The sequence below is a fragment of the Halopseudomonas litoralis genome (assembly GCF_900105005.1).
Classification (GTDB): Bacteria; Pseudomonadota; Gammaproteobacteria; order Pseudomonadales; family Pseudomonadaceae; genus Halopseudomonas; species Halopseudomonas litoralis.
Genome location: NZ_LT629748.1, coordinates 536,229 through 552,462, shown reverse-complemented (window position 1 = coordinate 552,462; position 16,234 = coordinate 536,229). Strand labels below are relative to the sequence as shown.

16 protein-coding genes and 1 tRNA gene are annotated in these 16,234 nt (G+C 59.3%); 9 read left to right on the top strand and 8 right to left on the bottom strand.

Annotated elements, in window-relative coordinates; translation table 11 throughout:
* The first annotated feature begins 71 nt into the window (after positions 1-71).
* From BLU11_RS02775 to BLU11_RS02760, 3 genes are all read left to right on the top strand, one after another.
* On the top strand, positions 72-1,538 hold the full coding sequence (locus BLU11_RS02775; RefSeq protein ID WP_090271945.1) for a spinster family MFS transporter: 1,467 nt from the start codon (positions 72-74) through the stop codon (positions 1,536-1,538).
* 687 nt (positions 1,539-2,225) lie between these two features.
* On the top strand, positions 2,226-2,705 hold the full coding sequence (locus BLU11_RS02765) for a nucleoside deaminase (protein ID WP_090271943.1): 480 nt from the start codon (positions 2,226-2,228) through the stop codon (positions 2,703-2,705).
* A 14-nt stretch (positions 2,706-2,719) separates the two neighbouring features.
* The gene (locus BLU11_RS02760; RefSeq protein ID WP_090271942.1) at positions 2,720-3,145 is read left to right on the top strand and encodes a DUF3010 family protein; all 426 of its coding nucleotides are present in this window, start codon (positions 2,720-2,722) and stop codon (positions 3,143-3,145) included.
* Positions 3,146-3,256: 111 nt separating this feature from the next.
* Here the strand turns inward: BLU11_RS02760 and BLU11_RS02755 are convergent.
* A tRNA-Ser gene (locus tag BLU11_RS02755) sits at positions 3,257-3,347 on the bottom strand.
* Between the two features lie 165 nt (positions 3,348-3,512).
* Between BLU11_RS02755 and BLU11_RS02750 the strand changes: the two genes are divergently transcribed.
* Both BLU11_RS02750 and BLU11_RS02745 read left to right on the top strand, forming a co-directional pair.
* Complete coding sequence (locus BLU11_RS02750) at positions 3,513-4,202, top strand: crotonase/enoyl-CoA hydratase family protein (RefSeq protein ID WP_090271941.1); 690 nt, start codon at positions 3,513-3,515, stop codon at positions 4,200-4,202.
* The gene (locus tag BLU11_RS02745) at positions 4,202-5,266 is read left to right on the top strand and encodes a metal-dependent hydrolase (protein ID WP_090271940.1); all 1,065 of its coding nucleotides are present in this window, start codon (positions 4,202-4,204) and stop codon (positions 5,264-5,266) included. The genes BLU11_RS02750 and BLU11_RS02745 overlap by 1 nt, the downstream gene beginning before the upstream one ends.
* A gap of 37 nt (positions 5,267-5,303) precedes the next feature.
* Here the strand turns inward: BLU11_RS02745 and BLU11_RS02740 are convergent, their stop codons facing one another.
* Positions 5,304-6,407 carry an AI-2E family transporter gene (locus BLU11_RS02740; protein ID WP_090271939.1) on the bottom strand — a complete coding sequence of 368 codons (1,104 nt, stop codon included), beginning with the start codon at positions 6,405-6,407 and terminating at the stop codon, positions 5,304-5,306.
* A gap of 214 nt (positions 6,408-6,621) precedes the next feature.
* Here BLU11_RS02740 and BLU11_RS02735 point away from each other — a divergent pair, with 214 nt between their 5' ends.
* On the top strand, positions 6,622-7,824 hold the full coding sequence (locus tag BLU11_RS02735; protein WP_090271938.1) for an MFS transporter: 1,203 nt from the start codon (positions 6,622-6,624) through the stop codon (positions 7,822-7,824).
* A 12-nt stretch (positions 7,825-7,836) separates the two neighbouring features.
* On the opposite strand, the gene BLU11_RS02730 is transcribed toward BLU11_RS02735, so the two are convergent.
* From BLU11_RS02730 to BLU11_RS02710, 5 genes are all read right to left on the bottom strand, one after another.
* Complete coding sequence (locus BLU11_RS02730; protein WP_090271937.1) at positions 7,837-8,163, bottom strand: AzlD domain-containing protein; 327 nt, start codon at positions 8,161-8,163, stop codon at positions 7,837-7,839.
* A complete protein-coding gene (locus tag BLU11_RS02725; RefSeq protein WP_090271936.1) occupies positions 8,160-8,882 on the bottom strand; it encodes an AzlC family ABC transporter permease in 723 nt (240 codons plus the stop codon). Before BLU11_RS02725 ends, BLU11_RS02730 begins: the two co-directional genes overlap by 4 nt.
* A gap of 34 nt (positions 8,883-8,916) precedes the next feature.
* On the bottom strand, positions 8,917-12,387 hold the full coding sequence (locus tag BLU11_RS02720; RefSeq protein WP_090271935.1) for a hybrid sensor histidine kinase/response regulator: 3,471 nt from the start codon (positions 12,385-12,387) through the stop codon (positions 8,917-8,919).
* A 94-nt stretch (positions 12,388-12,481) separates the two neighbouring features.
* Complete coding sequence (locus tag BLU11_RS02715; protein ID WP_090271934.1) at positions 12,482-12,862, bottom strand: diacylglycerol kinase; 381 nt, start codon at positions 12,860-12,862, stop codon at positions 12,482-12,484.
* Positions 12,862-13,533, bottom strand: a complete 672-nt coding sequence (locus tag BLU11_RS02710) for a response regulator (protein WP_090271933.1) — start codon at positions 13,531-13,533, stop codon at positions 12,862-12,864. Before BLU11_RS02710 ends, BLU11_RS02715 begins: the two co-directional genes overlap by 1 nt.
* Before the next feature lie 176 nt (positions 13,534-13,709).
* On the opposite strand from BLU11_RS02710, the gene BLU11_RS02705 reads away from it, so the two are divergent.
* Both BLU11_RS02705 and BLU11_RS02700 read left to right on the top strand, forming a co-directional pair.
* Complete coding sequence (locus tag BLU11_RS02705) at positions 13,710-14,639, top strand: DMT family transporter (RefSeq protein ID WP_090271932.1); 930 nt, start codon at positions 13,710-13,712, stop codon at positions 14,637-14,639.
* An 89-nt stretch (positions 14,640-14,728) separates the two neighbouring features.
* Positions 14,729-15,127: a PA3611 family quorum-sensing-regulated virulence factor gene (locus BLU11_RS02700; protein WP_090271931.1), complete on the top strand. Its 399-nt coding sequence runs from the start codon at positions 14,729-14,731 to the stop codon at positions 15,125-15,127.
* A gap of 31 nt (positions 15,128-15,158) precedes the next feature.
* Here the strand turns inward: BLU11_RS02700 and BLU11_RS02695 are convergent, their stop codons facing one another.
* Positions 15,159-15,494: a 4a-hydroxytetrahydrobiopterin dehydratase gene (locus BLU11_RS02695; protein WP_090271930.1), complete on the bottom strand. Its 336-nt coding sequence runs from the start codon at positions 15,492-15,494 to the stop codon at positions 15,159-15,161.
* A gap of 165 nt (positions 15,495-15,659) precedes the next feature.
* Here BLU11_RS02695 and BLU11_RS02690 point away from each other — a divergent pair, with 165 nt between their 5' ends.
* Positions 15,660-16,127: a hypothetical protein gene (locus BLU11_RS02690; RefSeq protein WP_157718515.1), complete on the top strand. Its 468-nt coding sequence runs from the start codon at positions 15,660-15,662 to the stop codon at positions 16,125-16,127.
* Positions 16,128-16,234: the final 107 nt, after the last annotated feature.

Here is a 16,234-nt window from a genome sequence, read left to right as displayed (position 1 = left end):
TACGCCGTAAGATCAACGTGCGATTACAGCCCGCATCGATTTATAACAACAAACCTAGAAGGCGTATTTCCATGAGACCCATCACTGCCAGAGAGGGGGAAGCCCAAGGCCACTTGGCCGGCTACGGCTCCAAGGCGTACCGCAATTATGTGCTCTTCGCGCTGACATTTATTTACATCTTGAATTTCGTCGACCGCGCCCTGCTAGCGGTTGTCGGCCCCGATCTGGTACCGGACCTCGGGATTACCGACACCCAGTTCGGGCTTCTCACCGGCTTCGGTTTCGCCTTGCTCTACACAGCTGTCGGCATCCCGCTGGCGCGCTTTGCCGATGTCGCCAATCGCGTGTGGATCATGACCGTCTGCGTGGCCTTGTGGTCGCTGATGACAGCGCTTTGCGGCCTGGCGACGGAAGTCACCATCGGCTCGGTCACCATAGGCGCGTTCTGGGTTCTGCTGATGTGTCGCGTCGGTGTGGGTATTGGTGAAGCCGGCTGTACACCGCCGGCCAACTCCCTGATCGCGGACTATTTCATCCCGCGTGAACGGTCCCAGGCACTGGGCTTCTACGCCATGGGCGTAACGCTCGGCACCATGTTCGCCAACCTCGTCGGCGGCTGGGTTACCGACGTGTTCGACTGGCGCACCGCCTTCTTCGTCGTCGGTTTGCCGGGCTTGCTGGTCGCCCTTGTTTTCAAACTCACGGTCAAAGAGCCGCCGCGAGGCTACACCGATCCGCCGGATGCCGCGAAAAAGGAGCGAGCCAGCCTGGGCGAGGCTATCCACGAGCTGATGGGCAAGCCTGCTTTCTGGCTGATGACCGCCGGCGCCACCATTGCCGCGTTCTGCGGTTACGGTATCTCCTCGTTCCAGTCGCTCTTTCTGGTCCGCACCTACGAAATCACCGCCGGTCAGGCTGCGATCTGGATCAACACGCCGGTCGCCCTGTCCGCCGCCGTTGGCACCTTCGCCACCGGTTGGCTAGCGACCAGGATGTACAAGAAGCATCCGGGCGCCATCGCCTGGGTACCGGCGATAGGCCTGGCACTGTCGGTTCCCTTCTATATCTTCGCCTTCACCACCAATAATCTGCTCTACGCTGCAATCGGCCTGATCATTGGCGGCTTTGTGAAGTACGGCTATCTAGCCGCTCAGTACACGATCGGCCAGGGCGTGGTAAGCATGCGTGTGCGCGCAATGGCCACGGCAGTGATGCTGCTTCTCGTCAACCTGTTTGGCTACGGCTTCGGCCCGCTGTTCATTGGCGCAATCTCCGACATCTTCTTCACGTCCGGTATCGCCGATCTGGGCGTAGCGGCTGGTGAACTGGCACGTAACCAGTGCCACCCCGCCGTAATCGGTCAGCTGACCCAGAACCTGCAGGACGCCTGTGGACAGGTCTACGCACAAAGTCTGCAAACCTCCATGATCATAATGGCCTGCCTGTACGCTGCCAGCGCTCTGTGCTTCCTGTTGACCTGGACCCGATTGGACAAGGATATGGTGGACAGAGAGGTGAAAAAACCGGTCACGCCATAAATGACTACCCAGAGGGCGCATTGCGCCCTCTTTTTTGCGCCTGAAGGAGTAACTGGCGTCGAGGAGTGATTGGAGCCGATGGACCTTAACGCTTCTGGTCCTTTCTTCGTTCACTCATTTCCCTGGCTTGATCGATCACCGGTTCGGTAGAAACTAACATCTGACGTCGATATTGTGTGATGTCATTCAGGTAGTTGGGCCAGTATACAGGCGAAGGGAATCAGAAACTGACCACCAAAGGCGAACGTGCGCAGTAGCTGACTTGCGACTATTCCGCTCAGGTCGGCGGGGCTTACGACTCGGGGAGTTTCAACGGAGTTGGTGGCTATCGGGTGAAGAATCAGCCAGGCGACCATAGCGATGGTGAGACAGGCCCACCAAGGCAGCCGGGCTAGAACGGTTATGAAATCATCGAAGGCTGATGTACGTCTACGGCGGGCCATCCGTTAGCTCCCTTTCCACAATATCGAAATGCCATGACTGACGTTACTCCTTTTCAGAAGCGCCAGGACATTGCACCACCACGCCGCCATTGGTAGCCCGCAGCGAATACTCAGCCCATAATAGCCCCACTCCCAGTAACGCCAGCACGGCCTGTTTCTAAGGAAATGGCGGGGCGAGTCTTTCCGGGCCCGATCTCTACGCTTTACCAGAGACCGGACAGAACATCTGACTGGAGAAATACTCATGATTAGCGAGCAGGATCGCGTACATCTGAAACGGTGCGTGCAGCTGGCAGCCGAGGCTGTGGTGGCCGGCGATGAGCCCTTTGGCTCGGTGCTGGTATCGGCGCAAGGCAAGGTGCTGTTCGAGGATCGTAACCGTGTGGCTGGGGGCGATCATACTCAGCATCCGGAGTTTGCCATTGCCCGCTGGGCGGCGCAGAACATGAGCCCCGAGGACAGGGCCAGTGCGATTGTCTATACCTCCGGCGAGCACTGCCCCATGTGCGCTGCTGCCCACGGCTGGGTCGGGCTAGGCAGGATTGTCTATGCCAGCTCTACCGGGCAGCTCGGCAGTTGGCTGTCGGCGCTTGGGGTGCCGCCGTCGCGGGTTCGCTCATTGCCCATTGGCGAGGTGATTACCGATACCTCGGTGGCGGGCCCGGATGAGGAATTGTCCACACAGGTACACCAGCTTCATATCCAATTTCATAAAGAACATTAAGGCGGAGAATCAATATGCGTATTTGTGGTATCGAGTTGACCGGCAATGATGCCGTGGTGTGTTTGCTCAACGGCGAGCAGGGGTTGTTCAATCTGCCGGACAGCCGAGCCCGTAAGCTGACGCTGAAGAAGGAGCATACCCGCGCCGATCTGCAGCGGTTCCAGAAGGAGCTTGTGCAGTTTCTGCGGGATTACAAAGTGGAGCGCGTGGTCGTCAAGGAGCGCTTGCAGAAGGGCAAGTTCGCCGGTGGTGCAGTCAGCTTCAAGATGGAGGCGGCGATTCAGTTGATTGAAGCGGATATCGAGGTCAACCTGATCTCGGCGACGCAGATCAAGACCATTCTGGCTGACAACCCCCTGCCCATCCCCTTTTCGGAGACCGGGCTCAAACAGTTCCAGGAGGCGGCTTTTACCGCTGCCTATGCGGGACACTACCTGTAGCAGTCGCCGCGCACCTCAGCCTGCTTTGCGGGCTGAGGCCGAACCAGCGGTTTTTAACATACGCATAAACGCAAAAAGCCCAGCTTTTCAGCCGGGCTTTTCATCTACATCTGGCGGAGAGCGAGGGATTCGAACCCTCGATACGCTATTAACGTATACACACTTTCCAGGCGTGCTCCTTCAGCCACTCGGACAGCTCTCCGCAATCTCGAAACTGGATTTGACCTGTTCCGAGGCGCGCTAATGTACCCAAAACAGAGCGGTTTGGCAAACCCTATTTGCAGACTCGCCAGTCATCGCTATCTTGGTACACTGCCAAACCACACCGGCGCTTGCCCGGTTGAAAACAATTGATGAGGGTTCTTGAATGAGCGAGCTGGTTTCCTACAGTTTTTCCGATGGTATTGCGCTGCTGAGTCTGGACAACGGCAAGGCCAATGCCCTGTCGCCTGAGCTTTTCACTGCATTCAACGCTGCATTGGATCAGGCTGAGAAAGATCGGGCGGTGGTGGTGATCAAAGGTAAGGAAGGGATTTTTTCCGGTGGCTACGATCTCAAGGTCATGACCTCCAGCCCCGAGGCAGCCAAGGGCCTGGTTGCCATTGGTTCTACGCTGTCGCGCCGCCTGCTGTCTCATCCGTACCCGGTGGTGGCCATGTGCACCGGCCATGCGATAGCCAAGGGTGCATTTCTGCTGTTGTCCTCCGACTACCGCATCGGTGTGGAAGGCCCATTCAAGATCGGTCTCAACGAAGTGGCCATCGGCATGACCATGCACCACGTTGGCATAGAGCTGGCACGGGCACGCCTGACAAACAGCGCCTTTACCCGCTCGGTGATCAATGCTGAGCTGTTTTCACCGACAGATGCTGTAGAGGCAGGATTCCTGGACCGTGTGGTATCGGCCGAGGCGCTGGAAAGCGAAGCCATGGCGATGGCGGCGCAGTTGACCAAACTGAACATGACCGCCCATCGCAACACCAAGCTGAAGACCCGCAAGGCCTTGCTGGAGCTGCTGGATCAGTCGATCGCAGAAGACAAACTGCATAACCTCTGATGGATTCCATTACTCAGGCGGTACTGGGCGCGTCGGTTCAGGGTGCCCTGCTCGGGCGCTGGCAGGGTCGCAAGGCCCTGTTGTACGGCGCCATGCTGGGCACCCTGCCCGATCTGGATGTGGTGCTGGACTTCGGCGATGCCGTCGCCGATATGACCTATCACCGTGGCTTCAGCCATTCGCTGCTGGTGCTGAGTCTGCTCAGCGTGCTGATGGCCTGGGCGCTGAGGCGATTGCGTCCGCACCCGGAATACAGCGGCGTTCGGTTGTGGTTCTGTATCTGGTTAGTATTGACCACCCATGTTCTGCTGGACGCCTTCACCACCTATGGCACGCAGTTGTTCTGGCCGCTGACCACACCGCCTGTAGCCATCTCCAGCATCTTCATCATCGATCCACTGTACACGTTGCCGCTGTTGCTGGCGGTGATCGGCGGACTGGTGTTCGGTCTGCACAAGCAGGTCGGTGTCCGTCTGCAATACATCGCCCTGGCCTTCGGCAGTCTGTATCTGCTCAGTACCCTGATGGGCAAGCAGATGGCCGAACAGCAACTGGAGCAGGCGCTGGCCGAGTCTGACATCCAACCACAGGCCACCTTCAGTTCTCCGACACCCTTCAACACCCTGCTGTGGCGTGTGGTGGCGGTGGATGGGGACGATTACTACGAGGGTCTGGTGAGCTGGTTCGATGAACATCCGCCGCGGCTGGAACGCTTGCCGCGTCACGCCAGTGTCGCACAGGCAGTACTTGCAGATTCACCTCAACATCAGCGCCTGCGCTGGTTCACCGGCGATCTGCTGCGCTATGACCTGATTGATGGTCATTGGGTGGTCACCGATCTGCGCCTGGGCATGACAGGCTACCACCCGTTCCGCTTTGCCCTGGCTCAGGTTGAGCCGATGGGGCGGGAAACTCACCTGATCGAGTTTGCCGAGCTGTGGCCTGTGCCTTCTGCCCAGTTGTCAGCTCTGGGGTTTCTGCATCGACGCACGCTGGATGAAAATTATCCGGTGTCGCTGCAGCGCCTGGCCGAGCCGCTGGCCCTGCCACCCGCAACACCGTGAGCCGGATGGATGCCGGGCCGGTTTGACCGGTCCGGCTCTATTCCGGTTTCTGGTAGGTAATCAACGACACCGCCGTATCCCCTTCATGCACCCACTCGCGCCAGATCGCCAGCAACAACGCCATCAACACCGGGCCGACAAACAGCCCGACCAACCCCATAGTTGTTACCCCACCGATCAGACCGAAGAAAGTCAGCAGGAAAGGCAGCTTGATCGGCCCGCCCACCAGGGACGGCCGAATGGTCTTGTCGACAATGAACAGTTCGACAGAGCCCCAGATGAACAGTCCCACTCCAGCCACGGTTTCGCCACTGCCCACCAGATACAGCGAGACCAGAGTGAAAGCAAGTGGCGCGCCGCCGGGGATCAATGCCATCACGCCGGTAATCAGCCCCAGGGCCACCGGCGAAGGCACGCCGGCAACCCAGTAGGCGATTCCCAGGATGATCCCTTCGCCAATCGCGATCAGTCCCATGCCGATCACCGTGGCGGTCACCGTCGCCGGTACCATGCGTGAAAAACGTTGCCAGCGTGCCGGCAGCACGCCTTCACCCACCCGGTCGATCTGCCCCACCAGAAGGTGTCCGTCCCGGTACAGAAAGAACAGCGTAATCAACATGAACAGCAGCGCCAGGGTCAGGGAGAAAGCCTTGCTGCCCATGGTCATGATCACCCGGGAGATATTACCGAGATGCTGGCCACTGACCATCTGGATGATCTCGCTGATAGCCTGGGGATGATTCAGATACTCGTCCCATTGCTCGGCCAGCCAGGTGCCCGTCAAGGGCAGCGCGGCGATCCAGCCGGGAACGCTGGTGCCCTCCCGGTTGGCCTCCACCAGCCAGGCCATCCACCCCTGCGCCTCCTCCAGCGCGAATGAAAAGGCCATGAACAGGGGCACGATCAATACGCCGAGGATGAGCATTATGGCGATGGCCGCAACCAGCGCCCGGCGGCCCCCGCACATCGGCAGCAGGCGCTGATACAGCGGCCAGGTGGCGAAGGCGATGATCAGCGCTGCCAGAACCGGCACGATGAAACCATGGAAGAAATAGACGCCGGCGACGATCACCAGCAGTAACAACCAACGCGCCGCAGAATGCGACGGCATGATGGATGGCGGTGGTGTTGGTCTACTCATAGACTCCCTTTCAATGCCGGTTGTAGCTTCGGGATGGATCATGCCCTGCTGGCCTGCTCATCATAGCAGCGGGCCGCCGGGTGGCAGGGGGAATACTTTTACAGCTTTTATCCTGACCAAACGGGTCATAAACCTCTCTGATATCCCGTGTGACGCACATCCTATCGCCACCTCTGCAATAATGGCGGGGTTTATCGGCCAACGAGGTTCCTGAATGCACAGCACGGTGGCAGTTCCTGCCCAGAGAAATACTCTAGCGATAACAGCATGCCTGCTGGCCATTTTCACCACTATTCTGGCCAGCCACATGCCGACGCCGCTGTATGCAGTCTGGCAGCAGGCGTGGGGCTTTTCCGCTACGGCATTGACCGCTGTTTTCTCAGTCTATGTGCTGGGCGTGGTATTGACGCTATTGACCATGGGCTCGCTATCGGATCAGCTGGGCCGTAGGCAGATGTTGATTCCGGGCCTGTTGTTCATTCTGCTGGGCTCGGTCGCCTTCATGCTGGCCGGCGACATCTACCAGTTGGGCTGTGCGCGATTGCTCACCGGCATCGGCACCGGCATGGTCACCGGCGCGGCAACGGCCGCCGTGGTCGAGCTGGAGCCGGATGGCAACTGGGCGCGTGGCGCGACCTTGTCGGCTCTGGCGTTCACCCTGGGCGCCGCGACCGGGCCGACCATAAGTTCACTGGCGTTGCGCTGGACCAGCCATGCGCACATCTGGCCGTTTCTCATCGTCATCGGCCTGTCCGTCATCGGTATTGTTCTGTTGGCGCGCGCCCCCTGGCCAGCCCATCTGGGGCAACGGCAGCAGGGCTTCAGTTTGCGCAACTGGCGACCGACACCAGTGCGAGTGCCGCGCGCTCTGCTGGGCTCTTTTCTGTTTTCCGCAGCGGCTATCTGCCTGGCCTGGTCCACCGGCAGCCTGTACTCCTCGCTGGGGCCGTCAATGGCACGGAATCTGGCAGGAGTAAGTGATTTGGCATTAGCCGGGCTGTTTGCCGCGGGCTGGCAGTTGGTTGCCGGCATAACCCAGTTTGCTGGTCAGCGTCAGCCACTCAACCGACTGCGCATAGCTGGCCCGGTGATGTTGATCGCAGGGCTGGCCGCCATGGCTGGTGCGGTATTGCTGGCCTCCGTGTGGCTATTTACGCTCGCCACCCTGGCCACGGCTATGGGTGCGGGTGCCATCGGCGTCATTGCCATAGTAACGATTGCGCGCTCGGCCCCCCCGGCCGAGCGCGGCGCAATGACATCGGCGTTCTATCTCGCGGCCTATCTGACCATGGCCACCGTGGTACTGAGTATCGGTTTTGCCAGCGATCACTTTGGTATGGTGAACAGTATGCTGGGATTCACCATCCTGATTTCCTGCGCCGCATTGGGACTGATGCTGGTCCGGCGGCGAGCCTAGGCTCTGTTGATGCTAGGCATACAGCCAGCGCCAGAAAAAGAAGCAGAGCATGCCGCCGGCAATGGTGGCGATCAGGTTGCGCCAGCGGGCGGCGATGCCGATGGCCGCGAGACCACCGACCAGATAGGCGTTATCAAGCGACAATTGCAGCGCCTGCCCATCCGGCATCAGCATGGCTGGCACTACGATAGCCGTCAGCACCGACACCGGTACATAGGTCAGTGCCCGCGCCACCAGCGGGTTGAAACGCACCCGGTGACCGACGGCAAACAAGGTATAACGGATGGCGAAGGTAATCGCGGCCATACCCAGGATCAGCGCCACCTCGAAGCTGTTCATTGAGCCTCCGGCATATCGATCTCAGGCCTGCCGACACGGCGCTCGGCGATGACCCCAGCCGCCACACCAAACAGCGCCGCCAGCATCAAGCCGAGCTGATACGGCAGACCATGGGCCAGCACTGCAGTGGCACCCGCCACCAATGCAGCCAGTATCATCGGTCGATTGCGCAGCGACGGCACCACGATACCGATGAAGGTCGCAATCATGGCGAACTCCAACCCCCAACCGGCCATTCCCGGCAGGGCCTGACCCAGCACCACGCCGACAATCGTACAGACCAGCCAGGTGCTGTACATAGCCAGGCAGGAACCGAAGAAATACCAGTGTTTATGTTCCAGCGGAGTCTTGCCAAGCAGATAATGACGGTGGACCACGGCGAAGCTTTCATCAGTCAGGCCGAACGCCAGACCGATGCGCCAGCGCTGCGGCAGATGCCGGACATAGGGCAGCAGGCTGGCGCTGTAGAGTGCGTGCCGCAGGTTGACGATCAGCGTGGTCAGCAGGATCACCACCAGGCCAGCGCCGGATGCCACCAGGCTGGCAGCAACAAATTGCGCCGACCCGGCAAACACCAGGGCTGACATCGCCAACGTGGCGCTGATCGACAGTCCCGAAGAAACCGCCAGGGTGCCAAAAACAATACCAAACGGCAGCGCGCCGATCAGCATGGGAAGGGTATCGCGCATCCCCAGCAACAACTCCCTGAAAGGTGACATCTCGATCTCGATTGGTTGTATGCAAAAAAAGCGATCAAACGCTGACGTAGCGGCTGATCAACGCGCGTAATGCGGCCGGCTTCACCGGTTTGGGCAGGTAGTCCAGTCCGTTCAGACGGATACGCATGATCAACTCGTTGCGACCATCAGCACTGATAACCACACCCGGCAATTCCGTGTTCAACTGTTCACGCAGCCAGGCCACCAGCTCGATTCCGGTTTCGCCATTATCCAGATGGTAGTCGGCCAGCACCAGCTCCGGCACAAACCCCGAGTCCAATACCTCCTGCACTTCCCGGCGATCCCGGGCCACGGCAACATTGCATTGCCAGCGGCTGAGCAGACTTTTCATGCCAGTGAGAATATTCGGCTCGTTGTCGATGCACAGCACCTGCGCACCGCTCAATGCCGGTGCGCTCTGCGGATGCACCGCGCGGGCATGCCGATCATAACGGTCGATCGGCACCGTCACGCTGAACACGCTGCCCCGCCCCGGCCATGAACGCACAGCCAGTTCGTGGTCCAGCACGCGACACAGTCCATCGGCGATAGCCAGCCCCAGACCCAGGCCTTTTTCAGCCTGGGTGCGGTGGTTATCCAGACGCTGGAATTCCTCGAAGATGGTCTGCAGTTTATCCCGCGGAATACCCGGCCCCTGATCCCAGACCTCGATACGCACCGCGTCCGGCAGACGGCGCATACCCAGTACCACGCGGGAGTTGGCTGCGTAGCGGAAGGCATTGGTCAGAAAGTTCTGCAGTATGCGGCGCAGCAGGCGGATGTCGCTGCGTACCCGCAGGCGACTGTTGTAGACCCGCAGATCCACACCCTGCTCATTGGCCAGAGCGCCGAACTCGATACGCAGGGGCTCGATCAGCTCGGCGAGCACAAAGCTGCTCCACTCCGGCGTAATACGACCAGACTCCAGCCGAGACAGATCCAGCAAGTCGGATATCAGATCTTCTGCCGAGCGCAGCGAGGTGTCCAGATGGCGTACCAGCTCCTGGGCTTCGGTCGGCAGGCTGGGTTGATGCGCCAACGAGGCGGAGAACAACCGCGCAGCATTCATCGGCTGCATCAGATCATGGCTCACCGCAGTGAGAAAGCGACCTTTGGATTGACTCGCCTGCTCGGTTTGCGCCTTGGCCTGAATCAGCGCCTGGTTCAGCTCCGACAATTCGCGGGTACGCTCGACGACGCGCTGCTCCAGACCTTCGTTGGCATCTTTCAGCCCCTTCTCGGCCTCGCGGAATGCAGTGATGTCGGTAAAACTCATGACGAAGCCGCCACCGGGCATCGGATTGCCGATGATTTCGATAACCCGCCCATTGGGAAACATGCGCTCCGAACGGTGTGCCGTGCCCTGGCGCATCCAGTTGACCCGCTTGTCTACATGCAGCTGCGGATTACCCGGACCACACAAGCCGCGACGCGCATTGCACAGAATTAGGTCGGCGATCGGCCGGCCAATGGTGATCAGCCCTTCGGGATACTGGAACATCTCCAGATACCGCTGATTCCAGGCGACCAGACGCAGCTCCTTGTCCACCACGCTGATGCCTTGGTTGATATTCTCGATGGCGCCTTGCAGCAACCCGCGGTTGAACTGCAGCACTTCGGATGCCTCGTCAACAATACGCACCACGTCATCAAAGTGCATATCCCGGCCTTCGATGGCGGCTCTCACCACCACCCGCGCCGATGAGGCACCCAGCACCCCGGCCAAGAGCCGCTCGGTATGAGTGATCCAGCTGCTGTCGGCCACCTGCGCAGGGTTGAACTCCAGATCCTGGGTTTCGGCAAAACGCTCGAAGCCAGCTTGCGCCCGCTCCACCCCGACAAAGCGCGAGGCCAGCGTCAGCAAATCATCCACTGTTACCCGTAACATGGCGCGGCTGGGGCCGTCCGCCCACTGATCACCGTCCAGGCTGACGAAACGGCTGGCCTGCCAGTGTTCCAGCACGCGGGTACGACTGAACAGGGACACCACCACGAATATCGCGAAATTGCAGCCAATCGCAGCAATGCTGCCCAGCGTCAGACCATCGATCGGCAAGCCGAACCCGTTGCTGTACAACTCCCGCAGAACCGGCCAGTTGCCTGCATTGGCGATGCCCAGCAAGGGCACGATCAGCAGATACAGCCACAGGCCGATACCCACCAGCAACCCAGCGAATACGCCCATACGGTTGGCCTGCTTCCAGAACAGCGCGCCGAACATGGCCGGCGCCAACTGGGCGATGGCAGCAAAGGCAATCTGCCCGGTATTGGCCAGACTGCCGGCCGAACCGATCATGCGATAGACCACATAGGCCAGCAGCAGGATGATGAGGATACTGCTGCGCCGAACGTTCAGCAGCCAGCCGCGAAACTCTTCATAGGAGCGCTCGGACTTCTGGGTACGCAGCAACAGCGGCAACACCACGTCGTTCGATACCATGGTGCTCAGCGCGATCGCCGCAACAATCACCATGCCGGTGGCAGCCGATGCCCCGCCAATGAAGGCCAATAGTGCCAGCACCGGCTGCCCTTCCATCAATGGCAGGTTGATGACATAGGAATCGGGCGAGAATGAAGAGCCGAAGCTCAGCTGCCCAGCCAGACTGATCGGCACCACAAACAGGCCGGCCAACACCAGATAGGCGGGAAATACCCAGCGGGCCATGCGCAAGTCACCGGACTGGATATTCTCCACCACCGCCACCTGAAACTGCCGGGGCAGGCAGAGAAATGCCAGGATCGCAATGAAGGTCTGGAACAGCAGGCTGGTATACATGGTTTCGCGCTGCCAATACTCAGCCAGCTCAGGGCTGGTGCTGGCCCGCTCCAGCAGATCAGCGAAACCACCAAACAGGCCGAAGGTGACGAAGATACCCACGGCAAGAAAGGCAAACAACTTGACCAGCGACTCGAAGGCGATCGCCAGCATCATGCCGCGGTGATGCTCGGTGGCATCCAAACTGCGCGTACCGAACAGAATGGTGAACAGCGCCAGCACGAAAGTCACCACCAGCGCGGTATCTTCCGCGCCATGACCACCCTCGGACAGGGGCGCATGACTGCCTGTCAGCAGATTAAAGCCCAGTACGATGCCCTTGAGCTGCAATGCAATGTAGGGCAGCACGCTGACCAGACACAACAGAGTGACTATGACCCCCAGGCCCTGGGATTTTCCGTAGCGCGAGGCAATGAAGTCAGCGATGGAAGTGATGTTCTCCTGCTTGCTGATCGCCAGCATCCGGGCAAACAGTCGCCACCCCAGAATGAACAGAATCACCGGGCCGATATAAATGGGAAGGAAATCCCAGATCTGGCCCGCCGCCATACCTACCGCGCCGAAGAATGTCCAGCTGGTGCACCAGACCGCAAGCGACAGACTGTAGACCCAGACACGCAGGCGGGGATTGAATTCGCCCGTCTGGCGATCGCCCCAGAAGGCGATGGCGAACAGGCAGGCCATATAAAACAGGAATGCGGACGCAACCAGCCCGGCGGAAAGCATCATTGACGATAAAATCTCGCGATGAGAAAGAGCCTAGTCTGGCAGGCGCCAGCGACTTTGCCCAGACGCTGCACCTCATACCTAAGTCGAAGGTCGCTCAGTCGCCCAGCAGTACCAGCCCCCAGACCACGGCAATCAGAATCAGGCTGAACAGCTGCGCCGCGCTGCCCATATCCTTGGATGCCTTGGACAAGGGATGCCGCTCAAGGGAGATGCGGTCGATCGCCGCTTCGATGGCCGAGTTCAGCAGTTCCACTACCAGCGACAGCACCACACAAGCGATCAGCAGCGCCCTGGACACCGCCGGTACCGGCAGCAGGCACGCTACCGGAATCAATATCAGGGCAAGCCAGACCAACTGACGGAACGCCGCCTCACCAAGGTAGGCGACCTTCAACCCGTCCAGCGAATAGCCGCAAGCGCGCCAGATACGACGCACGCCGGTGATGCCTTTATAGGGGTTTTCCGTCGGCTCCATCAGGGTTGTGGCTGCCGTCCCGAAGTGGCCAGCTCCATATGCTGCAAAGCCATGGCGGCCTGGGTGCGGGTGCGCACACCGAGCTTGCGGAAGATCGCGGTGACGTGCGCTTTGACAGTCGCTTCGGAGACATTCAGCTCATAGGCAATCTGCTTGTTCAGCAAACCGTCACAGACCATGCTCAGCACCCGAAACTGCTGGGGTGTGAGACTGGCCAACTGGGCACTGATGGTTTCTTCTTCGGCGCTAAGGGGGGCGGCATCTTCATGTACCTGAGCCGGCCAGCAAAGATCACCATCCAATACGTCCTGCACGGCTTTCTGGATATCTTCCAGGCTGGAGGATTTGGGGATAAAACCACTGGCACCGAAATCCCGCGCGCGCTTGACGACAGCGGCCTCTTCCTGGGCGGAAATAACGATCACCGGCACGTGCGGATATTGGCTGCGCAACAACACCAGACCGGAGAACCCGTGAGCGCCCGGCATATTCAGGTCAAGCAGCACCAGATCCCAGGTACTGCGCTGCTCGAGCAGTGATTGCAGCTCGGCAATCGACCCGACCTCGGTCAGTTTGATTTCCGCGCTCAACCCACTGCTCAGCGCCTGAAACAGTGCACTGCGAAACAGCGGATGATCATCCGCAATCAGAATCTCGTAGATTGGCGCCATGCCGTGCTTTCCGCCTGCCGGTATCAATGTATCTTGGGTGAGTCATTACCCAGGGAAGCCTGACACTGGCAGCGGCATCCGTCAATTTCTTTACCGAACCGCGGCCGGAATCTGCTGTCATTATCTGGTTACGCCGCGCATAATTCGTCGTTTTTCATGACAGTACAAGAGCTTACATGAACCTGCGCACCTATCGGGCAGATGCCCTGATGCTGATCACTGCCCTGATCTGGGGCACTACCTTTGTCGCCCAGAGTCTCGGCATGGCTCATATCGGGCCATTTCTCTATACCGGACTGCGCTTCGCGCTCGGCTCACTGGTGATACTGCCTCTGGTGCTCCTGGCTCGCCCACAGACCGATCAGGCCGGACGCCGCTTCAGCAAGCCTATGCTACTGGGCAGTATTGCCCTGGGCGCGGTATTGACCCTGGGGATCAATTTGCAGCAGGTTGGTCTGTTGTTCACCACAGTGACCAATTCGGGCTTCATTACCGGTCTCTACGTGATCCTGGTGCCACTGTTCGGGCTGCTCCTCGGCTTGCGCAACGGGCTGGGAACCTGGTGCGGCGCGTGTCTGGCGGTGGTCGGCATGCTGTTGCTCAGCATCAATGCCGACTACCGCATCGCCTTCGGCGATCTATTGCAGCTGGCGGGCGCTGCTTGCTGGGCAGTCCATGTCCTGCTGGTAGGCGTACTGGCTACACGCTATGATGCGATCCGGGTATCCTTTATCCAGTTCAGCGTGTGCGCCGTCATCAGTCTGTTTCTGGCCCTGCTGCTGGAGGATATCGAGCTGAACGCCATTCGACTGGCCATGCCGGCGATTCTCTATGGGGGCCTGCTGGCAGTGGGTATTGGCTTCACCTTGCAAGTGGTCGCTCAGAAAAACGCGGTAGCGTCTCACGCGGCGATCATTCTCAGCCTCGAAGCCGTATTCGCCGCCCTCGCCGGCTGGCTGGTATTGAATGAAACGCTCAGTCTGCGCGGTTTCATCGGTTGCTGTCTGATGCTGACCGGCATGCTGGTCGCGCAATTGGTGCCGATCTATCGGCAACATCGTCACAGCCGTGCAGCAGTTCAGCAGGAGCCGGCCGGACATCATTGATTAAAAACCCTGCCCCCTTCAGAACCAGTGGGGGCAACAGCGGTCACAGATGTACGCTCGACAGATGTATACCGCTCGTTGGAGACTCTATGCGTTACCTTATCGTTCTGACTGCCTTATTGATTGCCATGCCCACCCAGGCCGTGTCGCTGCGCGACAGCCGCCTCGAAGAAACGCTGCGCAACGTCGCCCAGCAAAGCAGCAAGGACACCCCGCGCCAGGTCAATGCCAATATCATTGACGAGGGTTTCAGCACCGAAGGCCGGGAGCTGATAAACCACCTCACGGTAGACAGCGAATACGCTGCACGCATGCAGGGCGACCCGCTGGTCGTGCGCAGCCAATTGCAAAGCAGTGTCTGCGCTGATCAGCGCTTCCGCCGCTTGCTGGATATGGGCGCGACCTTGACCTACCATTTCGCTCTAGCCGACTCCAGCCAACCGGTATTGACCCAGAGCTTTGTGGCCGATCACTGCCAATCCATGTAACCGCTGGCGCTGACGCGCCTGCGACACCTCTTTAAGCCAACAGATCGGTTCGCGCTCCCATGATGAAGTCATTACGGTGCAGCCCGCCGATCTTGTGTGTCCACCAGCGCACCGTTACCTTGCCATATTCCAGCAGCAATGCCGGATGGTGGTTTTCCGCTTCGGCCAGCTCAGCGACCTGATTGGTGAACACCAGCGCAGCCGCGAAATCGCGGAAGCGAAACTCACGCATGAGCTGATGTTCACCGGCCACGTCAATCACTTGCCAATCGGGAATCTCCCGTTGCAGTGACTCCCGCTCCTGATCGGTAACGCGCGGTGCATCCGCACGGCAGGCGTCGCAGTGCTGTTCTTTCAATTTGCTCATGATTCTCTCCAATAGGTTTGCCCATAGCCAACTATAACGCTGGGTAGTTGCCACGACCGATTGTTTGATCGAATGCTTCAACGGCGGGTCAAAAAGTGGAGAGAACCACAATCCTGAACAACAATGAATGACTCAGCTCCGTTGCCTGCCATTGAGGAAGTGATTATGAGTACCCATGCTGCTACCGCCGATGACATGATAGACGCTCACACCGGCGCGAGGGATTTACGACGTTTTCAACGCCGTAGCTACAGCGGCAATCTCGACGAGCAAGCGGCGTTCGAACGCATGGTGAACCTGAGCTGCGAGGTTGCCCGACAGCTGCGCGGCCACGGGCCGGGCGCCGTTGCCGTGATCGCTGGCCAGGTATGCTGGGTCTCGCCGTTGTTCACCGCCGATGAGCCGCTGGTCTCGGCCATGAATCCGCGCTTCGAGAATACCGAATTCACTTTTGCCATCTTCCCCTCCCATACCGATGAGCTGGATACCGAGGAACTGGATGCCATTTCCGATGCGATCGAGTTCTGGTTGGCCAATCCGGTCTTTCGCCAGATCGACCAGACAAAGCTCGATATCGCCCTGCCGGTGATTATCGAACGCTGGACCGATGACGACTGCCGCCACCTACTCTGAGCGCACCCATAACACATAAAAACCAGCCAATCCTCGCTAAAGTAATGCAAATCATTATCAGTGAGGATATCATTCGCTCCGATTTCATCCCAGAAACGGAACGCAAT

What these genes read in the sequence shown, in the direction of transcription:
- BLU11_RS02775 (WP_090271945.1), top strand. Translation starts at nt 72, where the DNA reads ATGAGACCCATCACTGCCAGAGAGGGGGAAGCCCAAGGCCACTTGGCC.
- BLU11_RS02765 (WP_090271943.1), top strand. Translation starts at nt 2,226, where the DNA reads ATGATTAGCGAGCAGGATCGCGTACATCTGAAACGGTGCGTGCAGCTG.
- BLU11_RS02760 (WP_090271942.1), top strand. Translation starts at nt 2,720, where the DNA reads ATGCGTATTTGTGGTATCGAGTTGACCGGCAATGATGCCGTGGTGTGT.
- BLU11_RS02750 (WP_090271941.1), top strand. Translation starts at nt 3,513, where the DNA reads ATGAGCGAGCTGGTTTCCTACAGTTTTTCCGATGGTATTGCGCTGCTG.
- BLU11_RS02745 (WP_090271940.1), top strand. Translation starts at nt 4,202, where the DNA reads ATGGATTCCATTACTCAGGCGGTACTGGGCGCGTCGGTTCAGGGTGCC.
- BLU11_RS02740 (WP_090271939.1), bottom strand. Translation starts at nt 6,407, where the DNA reads ATGAGTAGACCAACACCACCGCCATCCATCATGCCGTCGCATTCTGCG.
- BLU11_RS02735 (WP_090271938.1), top strand. Translation starts at nt 6,622, where the DNA reads ATGCACAGCACGGTGGCAGTTCCTGCCCAGAGAAATACTCTAGCGATA.
- BLU11_RS02730 (WP_090271937.1), bottom strand. Translation starts at nt 8,163, where the DNA reads ATGAACAGCTTCGAGGTGGCGCTGATCCTGGGTATGGCCGCGATTACC.
- BLU11_RS02725 (WP_090271936.1), bottom strand. Translation starts at nt 8,882, where the DNA reads ATGTCACCTTTCAGGGAGTTGTTGCTGGGGATGCGCGATACCCTTCCC.
- BLU11_RS02720 (WP_090271935.1), bottom strand. Translation starts at nt 12,387, where the DNA reads ATGATGCTTTCCGCCGGGCTGGTTGCGTCCGCATTCCTGTTTTATATG.
- BLU11_RS02715 (WP_090271934.1), bottom strand. Translation starts at nt 12,862, where the DNA reads ATGGAGCCGACGGAAAACCCCTATAAAGGCATCACCGGCGTGCGTCGT.
- BLU11_RS02710 (WP_090271933.1), bottom strand. Translation starts at nt 13,533, where the DNA reads ATGGCGCCAATCTACGAGATTCTGATTGCGGATGATCATCCGCTGTTT.
- BLU11_RS02705 (WP_090271932.1), top strand. Translation starts at nt 13,710, where the DNA reads ATGAACCTGCGCACCTATCGGGCAGATGCCCTGATGCTGATCACTGCC.
- BLU11_RS02700 (WP_090271931.1), top strand. Translation starts at nt 14,729, where the DNA reads ATGCGTTACCTTATCGTTCTGACTGCCTTATTGATTGCCATGCCCACC.
- BLU11_RS02695 (WP_090271930.1), bottom strand. Translation starts at nt 15,494, where the DNA reads ATGAGCAAATTGAAAGAACAGCACTGCGACGCCTGCCGTGCGGATGCA.
- BLU11_RS02690 (WP_157718515.1), top strand. Translation starts at nt 15,660, where the DNA reads ATGAGTACCCATGCTGCTACCGCCGATGACATGATAGACGCTCACACC.